At 73.4% G+C, this 20,022-nt stretch carries 21 protein-coding genes; 15 read left to right on the forward strand and 6 right to left on the reverse strand.

Annotation, left to right across the window (positions count from 1 at the left end; genetic code table 11):
• Positions 1–95 precede the first annotated feature (95 nt).
• The 3 genes from BX285_RS11480 (at position 96) to BX285_RS11490 (ending at position 1,983) form a co-directional block, all read left to right on the forward strand.
• Entirely contained in the window at positions 96–776 is a 681-nt protein-coding gene (locus BX285_RS11480) for a response regulator (RefSeq protein ID WP_049657530.1), read from the forward strand.
• Positions 777–841: 65 nt separating this feature from the next.
• The gene (locus BX285_RS11485) at positions 842–1,249 is read left to right on the forward strand and encodes an OB-fold nucleic acid binding domain-containing protein (protein WP_097237875.1); all 408 of its coding nucleotides are present in this window, start codon (positions 842–844) and stop codon (positions 1,247–1,249) included.
• Positions 1,246–1,983 carry a DUF3159 domain-containing protein gene (locus BX285_RS11490; protein ID WP_121175057.1) on the forward strand — a complete coding sequence of 246 codons (738 nt, stop codon included), beginning with the start codon at positions 1,246–1,248 and terminating at the stop codon, positions 1,981–1,983. The genes BX285_RS11485 and BX285_RS11490 overlap by 4 nt, the downstream gene beginning before the upstream one ends.
• Before the next feature lie 158 nt (positions 1,984–2,141).
• Here BX285_RS11490 and BX285_RS11495 read toward each other — a convergent pair whose 3' ends face one another.
• The gene (locus BX285_RS11495; protein ID WP_030060763.1) at positions 2,142–2,813 is read right to left on the reverse strand and encodes a TrkA family potassium uptake protein; all 672 of its coding nucleotides are present in this window, start codon (positions 2,811–2,813) and stop codon (positions 2,142–2,144) included.
• Positions 2,813–3,481, reverse strand: a complete 669-nt coding sequence (locus BX285_RS11500) for a TrkA family potassium uptake protein (protein WP_097237877.1) — start codon at positions 3,479–3,481, stop codon at positions 2,813–2,815. Before BX285_RS11500 ends, BX285_RS11495 begins: the two co-directional genes overlap by 1 nt.
• A gap of 247 nt (positions 3,482–3,728) precedes the next feature.
• Between BX285_RS11500 and BX285_RS11505 the strand changes: the two genes are divergently transcribed.
• Positions 3,729–5,804, forward strand: coding sequence for an APC family permease (locus BX285_RS11505; protein WP_121175058.1), 2,076 nt, complete (start codon positions 3,729–3,731; stop codon positions 5,802–5,804).
• A gap of 440 nt (positions 5,805–6,244) precedes the next feature.
• Positions 6,245–7,540: a class I SAM-dependent RNA methyltransferase gene (locus BX285_RS11510; RefSeq protein WP_097240256.1), complete on the forward strand. Its 1,296-nt coding sequence runs from the start codon at positions 6,245–6,247 to the stop codon at positions 7,538–7,540.
• A 109-nt stretch (positions 7,541–7,649) separates the two neighbouring features.
• Here BX285_RS11510 and BX285_RS11515 read toward each other — a convergent pair whose 3' ends face one another.
• Positions 7,650–7,844, reverse strand: a complete 195-nt coding sequence (locus BX285_RS11515; RefSeq protein WP_143685798.1) for a hypothetical protein — start codon at positions 7,842–7,844, stop codon at positions 7,650–7,652.
• Positions 7,845–8,138: 294 nt separating this feature from the next.
• Here BX285_RS11515 and BX285_RS11520 point away from each other — a divergent pair, with 294 nt between their 5' ends.
• Both BX285_RS11520 and BX285_RS11525 read left to right on the forward strand, forming a co-directional pair.
• Positions 8,139–8,375: a toxin-antitoxin system HicB family antitoxin gene (locus tag BX285_RS11520; RefSeq protein ID WP_097237880.1), complete on the forward strand. Its 237-nt coding sequence runs from the start codon at positions 8,139–8,141 to the stop codon at positions 8,373–8,375.
• A complete protein-coding gene (locus BX285_RS11525) occupies positions 8,372–8,800 on the forward strand; it encodes a fic family toxin-antitoxin system, toxin component (RefSeq protein ID WP_121175059.1) in 429 nt (142 codons plus the stop codon). Before BX285_RS11520 ends, BX285_RS11525 begins: the two co-directional genes overlap by 4 nt.
• A gap of 82 nt (positions 8,801–8,882) precedes the next feature.
• On the opposite strand, the gene BX285_RS11530 is transcribed toward BX285_RS11525, so the two are convergent.
• Complete coding sequence (locus BX285_RS11530) at positions 8,883–9,749, reverse strand: GNAT family N-acetyltransferase (RefSeq protein ID WP_121175060.1); 867 nt, start codon at positions 9,747–9,749, stop codon at positions 8,883–8,885.
• A 207-nt stretch (positions 9,750–9,956) separates the two neighbouring features.
• On the opposite strand from BX285_RS11530, the gene BX285_RS11535 reads away from it, so the two are divergent.
• The 6 genes from BX285_RS11535 to BX285_RS39195 all read left to right on the forward strand — a co-directional run bounded on the left by BX285_RS11535 (position 9,957) and on the right by BX285_RS39195 (position 15,576).
• On the forward strand, positions 9,957–10,865 hold the full coding sequence (locus tag BX285_RS11535; protein ID WP_097237883.1) for a RimK family alpha-L-glutamate ligase: 909 nt from the start codon (positions 9,957–9,959) through the stop codon (positions 10,863–10,865).
• A complete protein-coding gene (locus tag BX285_RS11540; protein WP_121175061.1) occupies positions 10,862–11,734 on the forward strand; it encodes a RimK family alpha-L-glutamate ligase in 873 nt (290 codons plus the stop codon). Before BX285_RS11535 ends, BX285_RS11540 begins: the two co-directional genes overlap by 4 nt.
• A 52-nt stretch (positions 11,735–11,786) precedes the next feature.
• Positions 11,787–12,650 (forward strand): putative RNA methyltransferase, encoded by an 864-nt coding sequence (locus BX285_RS11545; protein WP_097237885.1) that lies wholly within the window; start codon positions 11,787–11,789, stop codon positions 12,648–12,650.
• A gap of 171 nt (positions 12,651–12,821) precedes the next feature.
• Complete coding sequence (locus tag BX285_RS11550) at positions 12,822–14,264, forward strand: AAA family ATPase (RefSeq protein ID WP_121175062.1); 1,443 nt, start codon at positions 12,822–12,824, stop codon at positions 14,262–14,264.
• A complete protein-coding gene (locus BX285_RS11555) occupies positions 14,261–14,647 on the forward strand; it encodes a nucleotide pyrophosphohydrolase (protein ID WP_183107054.1) in 387 nt (128 codons plus the stop codon). Before BX285_RS11550 ends, BX285_RS11555 begins: the two co-directional genes overlap by 4 nt.
• Before the next feature lie 155 nt (positions 14,648–14,802).
• Positions 14,803–15,576 carry a DUF6099 family protein gene (locus BX285_RS39195; RefSeq protein ID WP_121175063.1) on the forward strand — a complete coding sequence of 258 codons (774 nt, stop codon included), beginning with the start codon at positions 14,803–14,805 and terminating at the stop codon, positions 15,574–15,576.
• Here the strand turns inward: BX285_RS39195 and BX285_RS11565 are convergent.
• The gene (locus BX285_RS11565) at positions 15,522–15,758 is read right to left on the reverse strand and encodes a hypothetical protein (protein ID WP_121175064.1); all 237 of its coding nucleotides are present in this window, start codon (positions 15,756–15,758) and stop codon (positions 15,522–15,524) included. The two genes, BX285_RS39195 and BX285_RS11565, sit on opposite strands and share 55 nt — an antisense overlap.
• 413 nt (positions 15,759–16,171) lie before the next feature.
• Here BX285_RS11565 and helR point away from each other — a divergent pair, with 413 nt between their 5' ends.
• Together helR and BX285_RS11575 are read left to right on the forward strand one after the other, a co-directional pair.
• Entirely contained in the window at positions 16,172–18,331 is a 2,160-nt protein-coding gene (gene helR, locus BX285_RS11570; protein WP_121175065.1) for an RNA polymerase recycling motor ATPase HelR, read from the forward strand.
• Between the two features lie 203 nt (positions 18,332–18,534).
• Positions 18,535–18,834: a DUF6087 family protein gene (locus tag BX285_RS11575; protein ID WP_147465143.1), complete on the forward strand. Its 300-nt coding sequence runs from the start codon at positions 18,535–18,537 to the stop codon at positions 18,832–18,834.
• An 88-nt stretch (positions 18,835–18,922) separates the two neighbouring features.
• Here the strand turns inward: BX285_RS11575 and dapD are convergent, their stop codons facing one another.
• Entirely contained in the window at positions 18,923–19,927 is a 1,005-nt protein-coding gene (gene dapD, locus BX285_RS11580; RefSeq protein WP_121175067.1) for a 2,3,4,5-tetrahydropyridine-2,6-dicarboxylate N-succinyltransferase, read from the reverse strand.
• Between the last annotated feature and the right edge of the window lie 95 nt (positions 19,928–20,022).

The following is a 20,022-nucleotide window of genomic DNA, read 5'->3' on the forward strand; positions in this document are numbered from 1 at the left end:
CCCGGACGGCAGTCCCACGGCTCCCGAGTGGAGCCCCTGAGCACAGTCCCAAGCCCAGTCCGTAAGTCAGACAGCCTGAAAGGCGGAGCCCGTAAATGACCCGGGTCCTCGTCGTGGACGACGAACCGCAGATCGTCCGCGCGCTGGTGATCAACCTCAAGGCCCGCAAGTACGAGGTGGACGCGGCCCATGACGGCGCGAGCGCCCTGGAACTGGCCGCCGCCCGGCATCCGGACGTCGTCGTCCTCGACCTGGGGCTGCCCGACATGGACGGGGTCGAGGTGATCCGCGGCCTGCGCGGCTGGACCCGGGTGCCGATCATCGTGCTGTCCGCCCGGCACGCCTCGGACGAGAAGGTCGAGGCCCTGGACGCCGGCGCGGACGACTACGTGACCAAGCCGTTCGGCATGGACGAGCTGCTGGCCCGGATGCGGGCCGCCGTGCGGCGGGCCGAGCCGGTGGCCGGGGAGGCCGACTCGCTGGTGGTCACCGAGAGCTTCACGGTCGACCTCGCGGCCAAGAAGGTCAACCGGGACGGCGCCGACGTCCGGCTCACCCCGACCGAGTGGCACCTGCTGGAGGTGCTGGTCCGCAACGCCGGGCGGCTGGTCAGCCAGACCCAGCTGCTGCAGGAGGTGTGGGGCCCCGCCTACCGCACCGAGACCAACTACCTGCGGGTCTACCTCGCCCAGCTGCGGCGCAAGCTGGAACGCGACCCCTCGCACCCGCGCCACTTCATCACCGAGCCGGGAATGGGATACCGGTTCGAGAGCTGACCGCCGTTGCCCCCGGCGGCCGAACGGCCTGCCGCCGGGGGCCCGGAAACCGGTACCCTTCCCGCATGAGTGGTGACAACAGCAGCGGCCAGCCGCAGGGGCGGTTCCGCCGCATGCTCAGTCGGCTGACCTCCTCGGCCGAGGAGTTGGACGCCGAGGACCTGCGTCAGGAGAGCGCTGCGGAGTCGGGGTGCACCCCGATCGCCGGCTGCGCGGACCGCGAGCTGGTCACCGTCGCGGGGACGCTGCGCACGGTGACGCTCCGCCCGCGTGCGGGGGTGCCGGCCCTGGAGGCCGAACTGTTCGACGGTACCGAGGCGCTGGACGTGGTCTGGCTCGGCCGCCGCTCGATCGCGGGCATAGAGCCCGGTCGCCGGCTGGTCGCCAGCGGCCGGATCAGTCACGCACGCGGGCGCCGCGTGCTGTTCAACCCCCGCTACGAGCTGCGTCCGGTCGGACACGGGAGCGAATGAGCGTGAGCAATCAGCCCGGCGGCGACGCCGCCCAGCTCGACCTGCCCCACGACCCGGCGGCCGAGGAGGCCGCCCGGAAGGCCGCCTCCAAGGAGGCCGCCGACACCGTGCTGAAGGCCTTCGGCGGCGTACGCGGCATGATCGACATGACGCTGCCCGGCCTGGTCTTCATCGTCACCTACAACCTGACGCACCAGGTCAGCACCTCCGCGTGGGCCGCGCTCGGTCTGAGCGGGCTCTTCGTGGTGGCCCGGCTGGCGCGGCGGGAGACCATCCAGCACGCCTTCAGCGGGGTCTTCGGCGTCGCCCTCGGCGCCTGGATCGCCATGAAGAGCGGCAAGGCCGAGGACTTCTACCTGCCCGGCCTGCTCTGGAACGTCGGCTACTGCATCGCCCTGGCGACCTCCGCCCTGGTGCGCTGGCCGATGATCGGCGTGATGCTCGGCCCGATCACCGGCGAGATGTTCACCTGGCGCAAGGAGAACCCGGGCCGGCTGGCCGCCTACACGCGGGCGACCTGGGCCTGGGTGGTGATCATGGGCCTCAAGCCGCTGATCCTCTTCCCGCTGTACTTCACCCACAACGTCAACCTGCTGGGCTGGCTGAAGATCGCCCTGGGGATCCCGCCGCTGCTGCTGGCGATGTACGTCACCTGGCAGATCCTGCTGAAGGCGCCGCCGCCGATCAAGGCGCAGCTGGACGAGGACGAGGACGAGGAGGAGCCGGCCAAGTAGCCGCCTCCGCCGGGACGACCGGAGCACGTACGGCCGGGACGACCGGAGCACGTACGGCCGGGACGACCGGAGTGCGTACGGCCGGGATGACCGGAGCGCGTACGGCGAAGGGCCCGCACCCCGATGGGTGCGGGCCCTTCGCCATGCCTCGCCGGGGCCTACTGGGCGCCGGAGGTGGCCGACAGCAGCTCCTCCAGCTCCTCCTCGCGCTCCTGGGCGGCGACGAAGAGCAGCTCGTCGCCGCCCTCCAGGGTGTCGTCCTTGCCCGGCACCAGCACCCGGCCCTCGCGGATGATCGTCACCAGCGCGGTGTCCTGCGGCCAAGCCACGTCGCCGACCCGGGTGCCGACCAGTTCGGTGTCGGAGGCCAGGGTCAGCTCGACCAGGTTGGCGTTGCCCTGGCTGAAGCGCATCAGGCGGACCAGGTCGCCGACGCTGACCGCCTCCTCGACCAGGGCGGACATCAGGCGCGGCGTGGACACGGCCACGTCCACGCCCCAGGACTCGTTGAAGAGCCACTCGTTCTTGGGGTTGTTCACCCGGGCGACCACCCGCGGCACGGCGTACTCGGTCTTGGCGAGCAGCGAGACGACCAGGTTGACCTTGTCGTCGCCGGTCGCGGCGATCACCACGTGGCAGCGCTGCAGCGCTGCCTCGTCCAGCGAGGTGATCTCGCAGGCGTCGGCCAGCAGCCACTCCGCCATGGGGACCCGCTCCACCGAGATGGAGTTGGGGTTCTTGTCTATCAGCAGGACCTCGTGGCCGTTCTCCAGCAGCTCGCCCGCGATCGAGCGGCCCACGGCACCGGCCCCGGCAATGGCGACCCGCATCAGTGACCCTCCTCCTTCGGCCCCTGCGCGAACGCGGCCTCGACGGCCGTCAGGTCGGCCCGGCGCAGCATCACGTGCACCAGGTCGCCCTCCTGCACCACCATCTGCGGCGCGGGCAGGACGCCCTCGCCGAGCCGGGTGACGAACGCCACCCGGGTGCCGGAGGCCTCCTCCAGCTCGCTGATCTTGTGGCCGACCCAGCGCGGGTCGTACGCGACCTCGGCCAGCTGGACGGCACCGCTCGGGTCCTGCCACAGCGGCTCGGCGCCGCTCGGCAGCAGCCGGCGCAGCATCTGGTCGGCGGTCCAGCGGACCGTGGCGACGGTCGGGATGCCCAGGCGCTGGTAGACCTCGGCGCGGCGGGGGTCGTAGATCCGGGCGGCGACGTTCTCGACGCCGAAGTTCTCCCGGGCCACCCGCGCGGCGATGATGTTGGAGTTGTCACCGCTGGAGACGGCGGCGAACGCGCCGGCCTCCTCGATGCCCGCCTCGCGCAGGGTGTCCTGGTCGAAGCCCACGCCCGTCACCCGGCGCCCGTTGAATCCGGCGCCCAGCCGGCGGAACGCGGTCGGGTCCTGGTCGACCACGGCCACCGAGTGGCCCTGTTTCTCAAGCGCTCTGGCGAGGGCGGAGCCCACGCGGCCGCAGCCCATGATGACGATGTGCACCGGTGCTACCTCACCCGTTCCGTTGGGGTACTGACCTGCGCAAACACCGTTCATCTCCCTTTCCCGCCCGGCTGTCCGGGACGAGCGTTCTCGTGGGGCGCCGGCCCCGGCAACACCTGGCAATCCGAGTGTTGCCCGCCGACTCGTATCCGACACGCTAGCCGGTCCATAGAACGCAGTCGCGACGAAGGGGGGGACAAACGGCGGAGCCTTGTCCGGGGAGCCCCTACGATTCCTTAACGTGCCTATGCCGAAAGACCTTCCGAAACGCATCCTGATCGGGCGCGCGCTGCGCAGCGACAAGCTGGGCGAAACGCTTCTCCCCAAGCGGATCGCGCTGCCCGTCTTCGCCTCGGACGCGCTCTCCTCGGTCGCGTACGCCCCCGAGGAAATCCTGCTCACCCTGTCCGTCGCGGGCGCTTCGGCGATCCACTTCTCCTGGCAGATCGGCGTCGTCGTCGCGGTCGTGATGCTCGCCGTGGTCGCCTCGTACCGACAGAACGTGCACGCCTACCCCAGCGGTGGCGGCGACTACGAGGTCGCGACCGTCAACCACGGGCCGGCCGCCGGTCTGGTGGTCGCCAGCGCGCTGATGGTCGACTACGTGCTCACCGTGGCCGTGTCGACCACCTCGGGCGTCGCCAACGTGGTGTCCGCCGTCCCCGCGCTACGCGGCCACGAACTGACCGTGTCGGTGATCGTGGTCATCCTGCTGATGGGGATGAACCTGCGCGGAGTGCGCGAATCCGGGACCGCCTTCGCCATCCCCACCTACGCCTTCATGATCGGCGTGATCGGGATGGTCGGCTACGGGTTCGTCCGCCACTTCCTGCTCGGCCAGGACATGCCCGCCGAGAGCTCCGGATTCACGCTCGAAGCCACCCCCGGCAACGCCTCGCTGGGCGGGATCGCCCTGGTGTTCCTGCTGCTCAAGTCGTTCTCCTCCGGCTGCGCCGCGCTCACCGGCGTGGAGGCGATCTCCAACGGCGTGCCGGCCTTCCGCAAGCCCAAGAGCAAGAACGCCGCCACCACGCTGCTGATGATGGCGAGCATCGCCGTCGTGATGTTCATGGGCATCATCTGGCTGGCCCGCCTGACCGGTGTCCAGATGGCCGAGAACCCGGCCGAACAGCTCGGCGGCGTCTCCGCCGGCTACCACCAGAAGACCGCGCTGGCCCAGATCAGCGAGGCCGTGTTCAGCAACTTCACGCCCGGCTTCTACTTCGTCGCCGCCGTGACCGGCCTGATCCTGGTGCTGGCCGCCAACACCGCCTTCAACGGCTTCCCGGTGCTCGGCTCGATCCTGGCCCAGGACCGCTACCTGCCGCGCCAGCTGCACACCCGCGGCGACCGGCTGGCGTTCTCCAACGGCATCATCCTGCTGGCGATCGCCGCGATCCTGTTCATCATCGCCTTCGACGCCGACCCCAACCGGCTGATCCAGCTCTACATCGTCGGCGTCTTCGTGTCCTTCAACATGAGCCAGTCCGGCATGATCCGGCACTGGACCCGACTGCTGCGCAGCGAGACCGACCCGGCCAAGCGCCGCCACATGCAGCGCAGCCGGGCGATCAACACCTTCGGCCTGGTGATGACCATGGCCGTGCTGATCGTCGTCCTGGTCACCAAGATCAGCCACGCCTGGATCGCGATCGCCGCGATGGTCGTGCTGTTCGTGATGATGAAGGGCATCCGCCGCCACTACGACCGGGTCTCCGACGAGCTCATCGCCGCCGAGGAGCCGGACGACGTGGTGCTGCCCACCCGGGTGCACGCCATCGTGCTGGTCTCCAAGCTGCACAAGCCGGCGCTGCGCGCCCTCGCGTACGCCAGGCTGGCCCGCGCCCACACCCTGGAGGCGGTCACGGTCAACGTCGACCCGGCCGACACGGTGGCGCTGCGGCAGGAGTGGGACGAGCGCGGCATCGAGGTGCCGCTCAAGGTGCTGGACTCGCCGTTCCGCGAGATCACCGGGCCGGTCCTGGACTACGTGAAGAACCTGCGCCGCGACAGCCCCCGCGACGTGGTCTCGGTCTACATCCCCGAGTACGTGGTCGGGCACTGGTACGAGCACCTGCTGCACAACCAGAGCGCGCTGCGGCTCAAGGGGCGGCTGCTGTTCAAGCCCGGTGTGATGGTCACTTCGGTGCCCTGGCAGCTGGAGTCCTCCGAGCGGCGCAAGCCGCAGAAGGCCTGGTCGGCGCCGGGCGCCGTCCGGCGTGGCGAGCCGCGGGCGCCGAAGGCCGTACAGTCGAAGGATTCCGTCGCCATCGGCACGAGTGCCGGTGCCACCTCCGACCGCAGCAAGGACTCCTCCTCGTGACCCGCAACACTCCGCCCCGCTCCTCGGGCTCCTCCTCCGGCAAGGGCGCCCGCCGGGGCGGCTCCCAGCCCGGGCAGGTGTCCCGGCCGCGCTGGGGTCGTCCGGCCCGTCCGGAGGCCACCGACCGCGACGGCCTCACCGCGCGCACCGCGCCGATCGTGCCGGGGGAGCAGGTGCCGTCGGAGGGCCGCACGCCTGGCCAGGGCGGTGCGGGCCAGGGCGGCTCGGGCCGAGGCGGCGCCAAGGGTGCTGCCGGTAAGGGTGCTGCGAAGGGCGCTGCCGGGAAGGGCGCTGGGAAGGGTGCCGACGGGGCCTCCGGGGCCTCCGGGGCGCCCGGTGGGGCTCGGAAGGCGCCGCGCAAGCAGGCGGTGCGGCCGCCCAAGGCGCTGCGCACCGCCGGCGCGCGGGCGCCGCGGCCCGAGACGCCGTCCGGCGAACCGCTGGCCGGGCAGCGCTACGAGGTCGAGGTCGGCCCGGTCGCGCACGGCGGCGGGCACTGCGTGGCCCGGTACGAGGGGCGGGTGCTGTTCGTGCGGCACGCGCTGCCCGGCGAGAAGGTCGTCGCCCTGGTGACCGAGGGCACCACCACCTCGCGGTTCCTGCGGGCCGACGCGGTGGAGGTGCTGGAGCCCGCCAAGGAGCGGATCGAGGCGCCGTGCCCGTTCGCCGGCCCGGGCAAGTGCGGCGGCTGCGACTGGCAGCACGTCACCCCGGGCGGGCAGCGCAAGCTCAAGGCGGCGGTGCTGACCGAGCAGCTGGCGAAGCTGGCCGGGCTCACCCCGGCCGAGGCAGGCTGGGACGGCAGCGTCGAGCCGGTCGGCGGCAAGCTCCCGGCCGGGCAGGTGCCGGCCTGGCGCACCCGGGTCCAGTACGCGGTGGACCCGGAGACCGGGAAGGTCGGCCTGCGCAAGCACCGCTCGCACGAGGTGCAGCCGATCGACCGCTGCCTGATCGCCGCCGAGGGCGTCACCGAGCTGGGCATCGAGGCCCGCGACTGGCCGGGCGTCGCCTCGGTCGAGGTGATCGCCGCGAGCGGCTCCTCGGACCGCCAGGTGGTGCTCACCCCGCGGCCCGGCGCCCAGCTGCCGCTGGTCGAGCTGGACAAGCCGGTGTCGATCGCCCGGATCGACGAGCAGGACAACATCCACAAGGTGCACGGACGCTCCTTCGTCCGCGAGCGGGCGGCCGGGCGCACCTGGCGGGTCAGCAACGGCGGCTTCTGGCAGATCCACCCGGAGGCGCCGGACACCCTGGTCGACGCCGTGCTGGACGGTCTGGACCCGCAGTGGGGCGAGAACGCGCTCGACCTGTACTGCGGTGTCGGCCTCTTCGCGGGTGCGCTGGCCGACCGGGTCGGCGAGGACGGCGCGGTGCTCGGCATCGAGTCGGCCAAGCAGGCCGTGGTCGACGCCCGGCACAACCTGGCCGCGCTGGACAACGTCCGGATCGAGTGCGACCGGGTCGAGACGCTGCTGCCGCGTACCGGCATCACCGCCACCGACCTGATCGTCCTGGACCCGCCGCGCGCGGGCGCCGGGCGCGAGACCGTCGCGCACCTGGTCGGCCTGGAGGCGCGCCGGATCGCGTACGTGGCGTGCGACCCGGCGGCGCTCGCCCGGGACCTGAAGTTCTTCCGGGAGGGCGGCTACCGGCCGGTTTCGCTGCGGGCCTTCGACCTGTTCCCGATGACGCACCACTTCGAGTGCGTGGCGATCCTGGAGCCGGTCGGGGAGTGATCCTCGGCGTCGGTCGAGGCGCTGATCTGCTGCCGCGTCGAGGCGCCGGCCGGCTGATGACGGAGGCGGCACCCGTTCGGGTGCCGCCTCCGTGGTGTTCGAGGAGCGGTCAGTCGTTGTGTTCCTCCTCGTCGGCGCTGTGCGGCAGGTCGATCCCGTGCTGGGCGGCGAGCCGGAGGAGCGAGGCGATCCGGCCCTCGTACGCCTGGACGCCGTCGGCGTCCCCTTCGGCCCGCGCCGCCGCGAGGTCCCGTCGGGCCTGGGCGAGCTGCTCGTGCAGCTCCTGGTCGAACATGGCTGTCATTGCCGGCCTCCGCACCGGTCGGTGCCGCTCAGTGGAACGCTCAGGGGAGTTCAGAGTCCCGGATGGTGAAGGACTCTTCAAGTCTCGCTCGTCCTGGCGGGGGTGGGGCGGCGGTGGGCGGGTATGGGTGATGGGCGGCCCGGAGCGGGGCAGGTGACGGCGTCGGTGAGCGCTTCGGTGCGGCATCGGTGAGGGCTTCGGTGACGGGGAGGTTGCGTGGGGGCGTGCGGCAGGTGTGCGGGCGGTGTGAGTGCGCCCTTGTTGTGCTAGCACTTCGGCGCTAGCTTGACGGGTATGGCCAAGAAGCAGCTGAACGTCCGCGTGGACGCCACGACCGCGGAGATCGCCCGGGAACGGGCCGAGCAGCAGGGGATCAGCATGAACCAGTACATCGAGCGCCTGGTCCAGCAGGACATCGGCGAGTCCGGGCGGGCCTTCGTCGACGCGGCCGCGCAGTTCATGAAGGAGTACGAGACGGCGTTCCTCGCCGAGTTCGGGGAGCCGGGCGACCTCCAGGACGTGCGCCGTTGAAACTGGAGGTCGACCTCTCGTGGCTGCTCATGACCGCCGAGCAGTACACGCCCGGTGATCCGCAGGTCACCGACTACGGCTCGCTGCTCGCGGCCGTCACCCGGCACCATGCCGAGATATTCGACATCGCCGTCTACCCCGAACCGCAGGACCGCGCCGCCGCCCTGATGCACCAGCTGATCCGGGTGCCGGCCCTGGAGAAGACCAACGAGCTCTTCGCGACCGCCGTCGCGTACGCCTACCTCGTCGCCAGCGGCTGCACCGTCGCCACCACCGCCCGCGAGGTGCGCAGCCTCTCCCGGGCCATCCGCGAGGGGCGGCTCGGGGTGTCCGGCGTCGCCGAGCGGCTGGCGGCGTGGGTGGTGGACGAGGCCGAGGGGGAGGGCGTCAGCGGGGCGGACGACGAGGACGAGGACGACGACTGACCGTCGTCCCCGTCGGGGCTCGTTTTGTCGTGCTGTCGTGCTGTCGTGCTGTCGTGGCTGCGGCCAGGGCCGAGGTTTGCCGTTACGGCTGGGGTGCGGCGGACTCCGCGATCAGGGCCGTCGCGAACGGGCGGAAGCCGGCCCGGCGGTAGATCCGGGCGACGGCCTCGTCGGCGGCGGACAGGAAGACCGTCCGTACGCCGTTGGCGCGGGCGTGCTCGACCAGGGCCGCCGTGACGGCGAGGCCCAGGCCGCGTCGGCGGGCGGTGGGCAGGGTGCCCACGCCGACCACCTCGCCGACCGGGCCCACCGGGATGTACTGGCCCGCGCACTGCACCGCGTCGCCGTCCAGGGCGGCGGCCAGCACGCTGTTGCCGTCGACGATCCGCTGAGCGACCCGCGCCACCCCGCCGTCGGCCGTCAGCGTCGCCACGCTCCGGGCCAGCTCGGCCGCACCGGCCGCGCCGATGGCGGTGCCCGGGGCGCCGAAGGCCACGTGCGGGACGGCCACCGCCTCCGCCAGCTCGGGCGCGTCCGGGGCCAGCACCCGCACGGCCATCCGGTCCGGCAGCGTGGGCGCGGGGGCCGGCTCGTCCTGCGGGCCCAGCACCAGCAGCGGGTGCTCGTGCACCGTCAGGCCCGCCGCCTCGACCGCCGCGCGCAGCTCGGGGTTCTGCTCGGCGACCCACTCGAAGGCCTCCGGCGCAGCCAGCTCCCGCTGCCGCTCCAGCACCCGGTGGACGTCCTCGGCGGTGGCGGCCGGGCCGTCGTGGCCGAGTGTCGGGCGGGCGTAGTAGTGCCAGCCGGTGGCGCTCTTGCGGACGAAGAGGGTCAGCGGGCCGAAGTCCTCGGCGTGGGCGGCGCTGCGCGGTGCGGCGTCGTAGTAGCGCTCGATCTCGTCGAGCAGGGGGCGGTCGGATGCATGATCAACAGAAGTCACGGCGTGCATCCAAGCAGGGGCGCGGGCGGGCCGCCACCGGTTTGTGCGCGGCGCGGGCGGGGACGTCGGGCGCCCTGGGAGCGGTGATTGTTGCCGAACGCTTACCGGCTCGCAGCGATCTTGTGCGCACACAGCGTGCATGCTGATGCCTTTACAGCTCTGCCGAGGGGGACGGCGGACGTCTGCACTCGGCGAGGCAAGGGGGAAGACAGGCCCATGAGGCTCTGCTTTCTGGTGGAGGAACACTACCGGCACGACGGCATGCCGCTCGACGTGGCACGTCAACTCACTGCCTGGGGGCACCGGGTGGACGTGCTGCGCCCCGGGGACTCGCTGCTGGCGATCTCCGAGGCGGTCCGCGGCGGCAGCCACGACGCCTGGGTGCTCAAGACCGTCTCCGGCGGGCCCGGGCTGACCCTGCTGGAGGCGGCCGCCGCCGTGGGGCTCACCACGGTGAACGACGTGCGCTCGATCCGGGGCGTCCGGGACAAGGCGCTCGCCGCGGTGATCGGCCGCACCCGCGGTCTGCCCGTCCCGGTCACCTACGCCGCCGCGCGCTGGGAGCGGCTCGCGGAGATCCCGGCCGCCGAGTACCCGCTGGTGGTCAAGCCCGCCGACGGCAGCTCCGGGCGCGCCGTGCGGCTGGTGCACGGGCCGGAGCACCTGCTGGAGGTCGGGCCGGAGCTGGCCGGGGAGGGGCTGCTGATCGCGCAGCCGTACGTGCCGAACTCCGGCACCGACCTCAAGGTGTACTGCGTCGACGGGGAGCTGTTCGCGACGGAACGTTCCTCCCCGCTGCACCCCGGGCAGGGCGTCCGGGAGCGGCAGGTGCCGCTGCCGGGGAGCGTCGCGCGGATCGTGGCGCAGGTCGGCGAGGTGTACGGGCTGGACCTGTACGGGGTCGACGTGCTGCTCGGACCGGACGGGCCGGTGGTGGTCGACGTCAACGACTTCCCGAGCTTCCGGCAGGTGCCGGACGCCGTGGCCCGGGTCGCCCGGGCGGTGCTGCGACTCGCGCGCACCGGGACGGCCGTGTCGGTGCCCGGCGAGCCCACCGCCGAGCTGGTGCCCGCGGGTGGGGAACGCTACGGCCGACTCGGTTTTGGCGAAGGGGAGTTGCTGTGAGGATCGGGCTGATCTCCGGGAACCCGGGGCACCCGGTGCTGGCGGCTGCGGCTGCGCTGCTGGTGCGGCGGGGCCACGAGGTGGTGGCCGTTCCGCCTGCGGGACCGGCGGGCGAACTCCCGGACGCCTGCCTGCTCAAGGCGCGTACGCCCCAAGCACTGGTGCTGGCAGCGGAGTTGGAGCGTCAGGGCGTGCCGGTGGTCAACTCGGCGGCGGCCACGGAGCTCTGTCAGGACCGGGTGCGGATGGCCGAGCTCGCGCGGGCCGCCGGGCTGCCGTTCGCGGAGACGGTGGACGGCGGGCGCTTGGGCGAACTCGCCGACCCCGCCTACCCGTTCGTGGTCAAGAGCCGGCACAGCCGGCGGCACGACCTGGTCGCCCGGGTCGACGGCCCGGCCCGGCTGCGCGAACTCGCCGAGCACTGGCCCGAAGAGCCCGTCGTCACCCAGCCGTTCGTCCCGGGGACCGGCTGGGACCAGAAGCTGTGGGTCATCGACGGCCAGGTGTTCTCCGCCCGGCGGCGGTCCGAACTCGCCACCGGAACGGAGACGTCGGGGCAGGCGGAGGACTGGGAGCCGCCGCCGGGGCGCGCCGAGCTCGCGCTGCGCGTCGGCGAGGTCTTCGGGCTCGACGTGTACGGGGTCGACCTGCTCGACGGGCCGGCCGAGCCCGTCATCGTGGACGTCAACGCCTTCCCCGGGGTCCGCGGCCGGCCGGGCGCGCCCGAGGCGCTGGCCGCGCTCGCGCTGCGGGTCGCGGCGGAGCGGGGTGTCGGGCACCGTGTCGGGCGGGTTGTCGGGCGGGTTGTCGGGCAGGGCGCGGGGCAGGGTGTCGGGCCGTTCGCGCGGTCGGGCGGGCCGGGTCGTTAGGCTGGCTGGCGCCCCCGACCGGCCGGGGCGTACGGCGAGAGAAGACGGAACGTTGCTGCAGGACATCGAGCGCTACCTGGCCTGCCCGCTCTGCATGCAGGACCTCACCCGGCACGACCGCAGTCTGCGCTGCCCCGCCGGGCACAGCTTCGACGTCGCCAAACAGGGGTACGTCAGCCTCCTCGCCGGCGACGCGCACACCGGGACCGGGGACACCGCGGAGATGGTCGCCGCCCGGGCGGACTTCCTCGCGGCCGGGCACTACCGGCCCATCGCGGACGCCCTTGCCGAGGCGGCCGCGTCGGCGCTCGCGGGCGGGTACGAGGCGGAGTTCGGAGCCGGGAACGACGGTCTGGTCGCCGACCTCGGTGCCGGCACCGGCCACTACCTGGCCCACGTGCTCGACGCCCTGCCCGGCAGCGTCGGCGCCGCCCTCGACATCTCCAAGTACGCGCTGCGCCGCGCCGCCAAGGCGCACCCGCGGATCGGCGCCGTCGTCTGCGACGCCTGGCGTCCGCTGCCGCTGCGCGACGCCTCCGCCGAGCTGATGCTCAACGTCTTCGCCCCGCGCAACGGGCCCGAGATCCGCCGGGCGCTGCGCCCGGGCGGGACGCTGCTGCTGGTCTCGCCGACCGCCCGGCACCTGGGCGAACTCGTGGACGCGCTGGGGCTGTTGTCGGTGGACGAGGAGAAGCAGCGGAGGATCGACGAGAAGCTCGGGCCGTACCTGACGCCCGGGGAGCGGCGGGAGGTCGAGTTCACCCTGCGGCTCGGCCCGCAGGACGTGCGGACCGTCGTCGGCATGGGGCCGAGCGCGTGGCACACCGACCCGGAACGGCTCGGTGCCGCGCTCGCGGCGCTGCCGGAGCCGGTCGAGGTGACCGCCTCGGTGACGGTGGCCGCGTACCGGCGCTGAGTGCGCCCCGCCGCCGCCCCGCCGCCGTTCGGGACGGGTGGTCTGCCGGCGACTGGTCGGCAGGACCGGTCAGCGCGGCTGGTCAGCGCGATCGGGGTGGGGCGCCTCGTTGGGATGAATCTGCCGTGCAGGCACGTTTCCGCCCGTCGGCCTGCGGCTAACGTCCGTCGGGTGAACCGCGACGCCACCAGGCCTGCCGGGCCCGCCCACCTGCGACCGGACGCCCCGGGCTCCGAGCGGCCGCCCGTGCCGCGTCCCACCGTCGAGGAGCTCCGGCTCACCTCGTTCAAGTCCTACCGGCGCGCGGTCCTGCCCCTCGCGCCCCTCACCGTGCTGTACGGGCCCGCCGGGGTGGGCAAGTCCAACGCCCTGGACGCGCTGGCGGTGCTGTCCCGGCTCGCCCTCGGCGAGGAGATCACCGACTCGCTGGACGGCCTGCCCGACCGCACCGGCCCGCTCGCCGTACCCGTGCGGGGCGGGCTGGCCGGGTGCGTCCCGCACGGGCGGGACGCGATCATCCTCGGCTGCACCGTCCGCTCCCCGCACGGCCGGATCCGGCTCGACATCGTGATCCGCACCGACGGCCCGGTCCGGATCGCCCGGGAAACGCTCACCCTCGACGGCCGCACCCTCGTCGACACCGGCGAGCAGGACGTCCGCAACCACCGGGTCAACGTCTGCTGGCACAACGACACCCGTCAGGGCGACATCCGGGCGCCGTTCCCCAGCGGCACCATGATCACCGCGCAGCTGCCGCTGCGGGTCGCGGGCTCCTCGGCCGGCGAGTGCCTGGTCCTGGCCGCCGCCGAGGACCTGCTCACCGCGCTGCGCGAGGTCTTCCCGCTGCACCCCGTCCCCGCCCTGATGCGCGACTGGGCCCGGGCCGACCCGCAGGCCCGGCTGCGCGGCAACGCCGCCAACATCTCCGCCGTCATCGACCGGTTGAGCAACGAGTGCCCCCGGCGGTACGGGCAGCTGCTGCGCGTCGTCCAGTCCGCCGCGCCGCACCCGCTGCTCGGGCTCGCCGTGGCCGAGCGGGAGAGCGAGGGAGTACGGCGCGTCCTGGCCGTCTTCGACGAGGGCGTCCTCGGGCGCACCGGTGCCGACCAGGCCTCCGACGGCATGCTGCGCCACCTTGCGTTCGCCGCGGTGCTGCTGACCGGGGCCGGGGTGCTCGACCTGGACGTGGCCGCCGAGGTGCCGTGGGCGCACCGGCAGCTCACCGTGCTGGCCGAGGACCTGGGAGCCGGGCTCTCCGTCGAGCAGACCGCCTCGCTGCTGCGGCTGGCGCGGGACATGGCCGAGCGCGGCCAGCTGCGGGTGGCGGCCACGCTGCAGGAGCCGGCGGCGGCGCGGGAGGCGCTGGGCGCGGGGGACCTGCGGTCGGGCGGGGCGGTGGTGGTCGAGTGCCGGCGGGATCCCGGCTCGGGCTTCACCGTGCTGCGGCCGGAGGCGGCGCGGGTGCCGGCCCAGGGCGGGCGCGGGGAGGGGGCCGGCGGGGGCGGCGGGGCTGCGGAGGCGGCGCGGCCGATGGGGGAGCGGTCGGTGGGGGAGCCGGTGGCGGAGGGGTCCGGGTCGGCGGTGGACGGCGATGCGGTAGACCTGGAGGGGTGAGCGAACGAGTGACGGGGGCCGGGGAGCCGACCCTGGAGGCCCTGCGGCAGCGGTTGGTGGACTTCGCGGCGGCGCGACGGTGGGAGCCCTTCCACACGTCGAAGAACCTGGCGGCGGCGTTGAGCGTGGAGGCGGGGGAGCTGCTGGAGATCTTCCAGTGGCTGACGCCCGAGCAGGCGGCCGCGGTGATGTCCGACCCCGAACGTGCGCACCGGGTGCGCGACGAGGTCGCGGACGTGCTGGCGTACCTGCTGCAGTTCTGCACCGCGGTCGGGGTGGACCCACTGGAAGCGCTTGCGGCGAAGATCGAGCGGAACGAGCACCGCTTTCCGGTGCCGGACGGGGGCGACGTCAACTCGGACGTGGGCGACCAACCCTTGTGAGGGACAGAAGTTATCCACAACCCCCGACTTGTCCACAGCTTCTGACAAGGCGGATGCACGCTCGCGCTCTTCCTCGCACGCTTTCGCCGTGACCACAGGGCCGCTTCCCCGGCGGCCCGGGTCGACGGTGACGGCGAGCGAGAGGAGCGGTGGCCATGGAGGCGCTGCGACTGATCAAGACGGCCAGGCACGCCCTGGCCGAGGCCAGGCACGTACCCGATGTGCTGGCCGAGGCGCGGCAGGCCGCGCTGCTCACGGAGGCGGTCGGCGCCCGGCTGGCCGAGTCGGAGGACGAGGAGCTCACCGGGCTGGGCCAGCAGCTCTCCGAGGCCGGGGCGCACGCGGCGCTCTGCCTGGACCGCTCCGTCGTCCGCGCCGCCCTGGTGAGCGGCGGCCGGGCCGCGCGGCTCACCGACCTCGGGGAGGCGGAACCGGCCCTGGGGGCGCTGGACGGGCTGCTGCAGGACGTCGGCGAGACGCTGGTGGTGCTGGCCTGCGGGGCGGACACCGAGAGCCTCTACTGGACGTGCATCGACGGTGTCGACGCGGTGTCGGAGTGCAAGGATCTGACGGGGCGACTGCGGGAGGCGGCGGGTCGGCTCGAAGGCGCGGAACCGGCGGCGCTGGGCGGGGCGGAGCCCGAACGGGCGGGCTGCGGTGCGCCGTTACTCGTCGTCCGGCTCGGACCGCCGGATGGTGGGGCGGCGGATGGTGGGGCGGCGAACGAGGCTCCGGTGAACGGCGGTCAGGCGATCGGTGGTTCGCTCAACGGCGGTCCGACGGGAGAAGCCGGACTGTCGGGTGAGGATCGCCCGCCGGACGACGGCGGCCCGCCCGGCGGGGGCGGGCCGACGGTTCGGCAGCGGGCACCTGGCTACCTGGTGCCCGGCGCGGCCGGGGCCTCGGAGGTGTCCGTGGCGGTCGGGTAGGCGGCGGGTCCGGTGTCCCGGGCGCCGGAGGACCGCAGCTCGGCGAGGTCCGCGGTGACCGAGGCGAGCAGCTCCTGCATCTGCTCCAGCAGGCTCTTGGGAGTGACGGGTCCGGCCGAGGTGCCGACGGCCGAGCCCGTCGGGCTGCTCGGGAGCTGCGGCGTGGCAGATGGTTCGGACATGACGGGACCTCTTCGACTCGGTGGTGCGGTGTGAAGCGGCCGACGGTGGCCCGGCCGCGCGGCGGGGCGGCACCTGTCCGGCCCGGCCGGGGCACCAGAGCCCGCCGCAGCACCCAACGAACCGCTCCGGCGGCCGTCACCGGGCACCACTCGATGCGGTCCGTCTCCGGTGCGCCGTAAGCCTCACGGGTGAGCCGGGGTTGCCGCCGCGGCACGGCCTGGGCTAGGCGCGAAAGGAGCGCGAATAGAAGAAGCCGAAGGAGGAAGCCGAAGGAGGAAGCCGAAGGCGGAAGGAGGAAGCGGAAGAGGGAGAACCCACCCCTTGCCACTCTCAACGTATAGCGCACGGGGGGTCTTGCGGCAAGGCCCCTGCGCTGGCGCACAATCACAGGCCTCAGATCGGAGCTGATGCCATGAACCCCCTCACCACCAGCGCGTTCGACCTTCCCGACCGCCTCTCCGCCAAGGCCGACCCGACACTGATCGGCCGCGACGAGCGGCACTTCGCGGCCGTCGAGGCGAGCCTGGCGCAGACGATCGCCGAGCTGTCCGACCGCCTCGACGCCCTGCGCCGGGCACCGGGCGGTGCCGGCCGGGAGGCGATGGACCGGGACATCGAGGTCCACAAGCTGACCGGTCGCCTGCGCGCCCTGCGTCGCTTCGGTCTGGACCTGTGCCTCGGGCACGTCGTCGGCGCGGACGACCCCGAGCCGGTGTACATCGGGCGGCTCGGCCTCACCGACAGCGAGGGGCGCCGGCTGCTGGTCGACTGGCGCTCGCCCGCGGCCGAGCCGTTCTTCGCGGCGACCCACGCCGACCCGATGGGCCTGGTGAGCCGCCGCAGGTACCGCTGGACCGGCGGCCGGATCGGCGACTACTGGGACGAGGTGTTCGCCGCCGAGGCGTTGGAGGGGCATGCCGCGCTGGACGACCAGTCCGCGTTCATCGCCGGCCTGGGGAGCAACCGGTCGGCCCGGATGCGGGACGTGCTGGCCACCATCCAGGCCGACCAGGACGCGATCATCCGGGCCGGATCCCGGGGCGCCCTGGTGGTCGACGGCGGCCCCGGCACCGGGAAGACGGTCGTCGCGCTGCACCGCTCCGCGTACCTGCTCTACTCCGATCCGCGGCTCGGCCACCGGCGGGGCGGCGTGCTGTTCGTCGGACCGCACCAGCCGTACCTGGCCTACGTCGCCGACGTCCTGCCCAGCCTCGGCGAGGAGGGCGTGCGGACCTGCACCGTGCGGGACCTCGTCGCCGAGGGAGCACAGGCGGGGGTCGAGGCCGACCCGGAGGTGGCCCGGCTGAAGTCCTCGGTCGACATGGTGAAGGCGATCGAGAAGGCCGTCCGGTTCTACGAGGAGCCGCCTACCGAGGGGATGGCGGTCACGACCCACTGGGCCGACCTCTGGCTGAGCGCCCAGGACTGGGCCGACGCGTTCGACGCGCCGGACCCGGGCACTCCGCACAACGAGGCACGTGAACAGATCTGGGAGGAGCTGGCCACGATCCTGCTGGAGAAGCTGGACGAGGACGACGAGTCGGTGTCGCCCGAGCTGTTCCTCCGGTCACTGCGGCAGGACCGGGAGCTGGTGGAGACGCTCAACCGGGCGTGGCCGCTGCTCGAAGCGGCCGACCTGGTCGGCGACCTCTGGTCGGTGCCCGCCTACCTGCGGATGTGCGCGCCCTGGCTCGCCCCCGAGGAGGTCCGCGTGCTGCAGCGCGAGCACGCGCCCCGGGCCTGGACGGTGTCCGACCTGCCGCTGCTGGACGCGGCCCGGCAGCGGCTCGGCGATCCGGAGGCCGCCCTGCGGCAGCGCCGGCGCGAGGCCGCGGCCGCCGCCGAACGCGCCCGGATGGCCGACGTCATCGGGGACCTGCTGCAGGCCGACGACGACGGTGAGGGCGCGGTGACGATGCTGCGCGGGAAGGACCTCCAGGACAGCCTCGTCGACGAGACCGCCCTGCCCGTCGCCGATCCGGAGCCGCTGGCCGGCCCGTTCGCGCACGTCGTCGTGGACGAGGCCCAGGAGCTGACCGACGCGGAGTGGCAGATGCTGCTGCTGCGCTGCCCGTCCCGGAGCTTCACCATCGTCGGGGACCGTGCGCAGGCCCGGCACGGGTTCACCGAGTCCTGGCAGGAACGGCTGGCGCGGATCGGGCTCGACCGGGCCACGGTGGCCTCGCTGAGCATCAACTACCGCACCCCCGAGGAGGTCATGGCCGAGGCCGAGCCCGCCATCCGGGCGGCGCTGCCGGACGCCAACGTGCCGACCTCCGTCCGCAGCAGCGGGATCCCCGTCGGGCACGGTTCCGTGGCCGAGCTGGACGCGGTCCTGGACGGCTGGCTCGCCGAGCACGCCGAGGGGGTCGCCTGCGTGATCGGCGCCCCGGACTTCCGGGCCCGGCCGCGGGTCCGATCGCTGACCCCGGAGCTGTCGAAGGGGCTTGAGTTCGACCTGGTCGTCCTGGTCGATCCGGAGGCCTTCGGCGGCGGCATCGAGGGAGCCGTCGACCGCTACGTCGCGATGACCCGGGCGACGCAGCGGCTGGTGATCCTCAGGAGTGCGTGAGGGAGGGGCAGTTCGTGCGGGAGGAGGGCTTGGCGGAAGGAAGGAGAGGCTTGGAGGACGGGAGCGGTTCATGAGGTGTGAGAGGGCCCGTGCGACAGGAGGGAGCCGTGAGACGGGAAGACGGGCGGAGGGGCCGGATCCTCCGTCCCCCGGTCGAGTGATGCGGGTGTCGGTCGGTGGCGTCCGGCGGCCAGACTGGGGCGATGGACGAGGAGGAACCGCTGGCGTCGTGGGCGGCCAGGCGGGAGCAACGGCTGCGGCCGGTGGGGCAGTTGCGGGCCGTACCGCTCGCGGACGGGCGGCCGCGGGGCGCCCATGTGGCGCCGGGTGAGCCCAGGCTGATCGTGCGGTGGGACGGCTTCCAGTGGCTGCCGGAGACGGTGGCCGAGGACTACGCCGCCGCGCAGCGGATCCTGCACGGGATCGACGGCGACGGCCGGTTGCGCCCCGCGAACCGGGCGCAGCGGCCGAAGAAGGCGCCGGGGCGTCACCGCAAGCCTTGAGCGGCGGGCGGGCGGGTACTGCGGCACGGGAAGGCCCGGGACGCGTGCGCGTCCCGGGCCCCGGAGCCCAACGGCCTGTGACCGTACGTCAGTTGTGGGCGTGCAGGTCGGCGTTCAGGCCGCCCCAGGAGCCGGAGCGGGCGATGACCTCGACCGCGCCGGTCTGCGAGTTGCGGCGGAACAGCAGGTTGTCCTGGCCGGACAGCTCGACGGCCTTGGCCACCGTGCCGTCCGGGGTGGTGACCCGGGTGCCGGCGGTGACGTAGAGGCCGGCCTCGACCACGCAGTCGCTGCCGAGCGAGATGCCGATGCCCGCGTTGGCGCCGAGCAGGCAGCGCTCACCGACCGAGACGACCTGCTTGCCGCCACCGGACAGGGTGCCCATGATCGAGGCGCCGCCGCCGATGTCGCTGTGGTCGCCGACGACGACGCCCGCGCTGATCCGGCCCTCGACCATGGAGGTGCCCAGCGTGCCGGCGTTGAAGTTGACGAAGCCCTCGTGCATCACGGTGGTGCCGGCGGCCAGGTGCGCGCCGAGCCGGACGCGGTCGGCGTGGGCGATGCGCACGCCGGTCGGGGCGACGTAGTCGGTCATCCGCGGGAACTTGTCGATCCCGTAGACGGCCAGCTGGCCGCCCTGGGCGCGCACGGCGAGGCGGGCCTGCTCGACCTTGTCCACCGGGACGGGGCCGATGCTGGTCCAGGCGACATTGGCCAGCAGGCCGAAGATGCCGTCCAGGTTCTGGCCGTGCGGCTTGACCAGGCGGTGGCTGAGCAGGTGCAGGCGCAGGTACACGTCGTGCGTGTCGAGCGGCTTCTCGTCCAGCGAGGCGATGGTGGTGCGCACGGCTACCACCTCGACGCCGCGGCGCGCGTCGGCGCGCAGCGCCTCGGCCGCGCCGGCGCCGAGCTCGGCCTCGGCCTGCTCGGCGGTCAGTCGGACGGTGCCGGCCGGGCCGGGCTCGGCGGCCAGCACGGGGGCGGGGTACCAGGTGTCGAGGACGGTGCCGTCGGCGGCGATGGTGGCCAGACCGGCGGCCACGGCGCCGTTCGCCGGGGAGGTGGATTCGCGCGAGGTGGATTCAGCAGTCACATCGTGCACGTTAACCAATGCGGGGCCCCGCTGCCGAACACGCCCACCGTGCGGACACGCCCGGCGGCTTCCCCGGCCGGTGGGGCGCCGGACGG

Origin of the sequence: Streptomyces sp. 1114.5, from assembly GCF_003635085.1 — a bacterium.
Lineage (GTDB): Bacteria > Actinomycetota > Actinomycetes > Streptomycetales > Streptomycetaceae > Kitasatospora.

Coding starts and splice junctions, on each gene's coding strand:
- helR (WP_121175065.1), top strand. CDS start 16,172: ATGAACCCCCTCACCACCAGCGCGTTCGACCTTCCCGACCGCCTCTCC.
- BX285_RS11495 (WP_030060763.1), bottom strand. CDS start 2,813: ATGCGGGTCGCCATTGCCGGGGCCGGTGCCGTGGGCCGCTCGATCGCG.
- BX285_RS11565 (WP_121175064.1), bottom strand. CDS start 15,758: ATGTCCGAACCATCTGCCACGCCGCAGCTCCCGAGCAGCCCGACGGGC.
- BX285_RS39195 (WP_121175063.1), top strand. CDS start 14,803: ATGGAGGCGCTGCGACTGATCAAGACGGCCAGGCACGCCCTGGCCGAG.
- BX285_RS11530 (WP_121175060.1), bottom strand. CDS start 9,749: ATGCACGCCGTGACTTCTGTTGATCATGCATCCGACCGCCCCCTGCTC.
- BX285_RS11520 (WP_097237880.1), top strand. CDS start 8,139: ATGGCCAAGAAGCAGCTGAACGTCCGCGTGGACGCCACGACCGCGGAG.
- BX285_RS11490 (WP_121175057.1), top strand. CDS start 1,246: ATGAGCGTGAGCAATCAGCCCGGCGGCGACGCCGCCCAGCTCGACCTG.
- BX285_RS11515 (WP_143685798.1), bottom strand. CDS start 7,844: ATGACAGCCATGTTCGACCAGGAGCTGCACGAGCAGCTCGCCCAGGCC.
- BX285_RS11480 (WP_049657530.1), top strand. CDS start 96: ATGACCCGGGTCCTCGTCGTGGACGACGAACCGCAGATCGTCCGCGCG.
- BX285_RS11575 (WP_147465143.1), top strand. CDS start 18,535: ATGGACGAGGAGGAACCGCTGGCGTCGTGGGCGGCCAGGCGGGAGCAA.
- BX285_RS11505 (WP_121175058.1), top strand. CDS start 3,729: ATGCCGAAAGACCTTCCGAAACGCATCCTGATCGGGCGCGCGCTGCGC.
- BX285_RS11485 (WP_097237875.1), top strand. CDS start 842: ATGAGTGGTGACAACAGCAGCGGCCAGCCGCAGGGGCGGTTCCGCCGC.
- BX285_RS11535 (WP_097237883.1), top strand. CDS start 9,957: ATGAGGCTCTGCTTTCTGGTGGAGGAACACTACCGGCACGACGGCATG.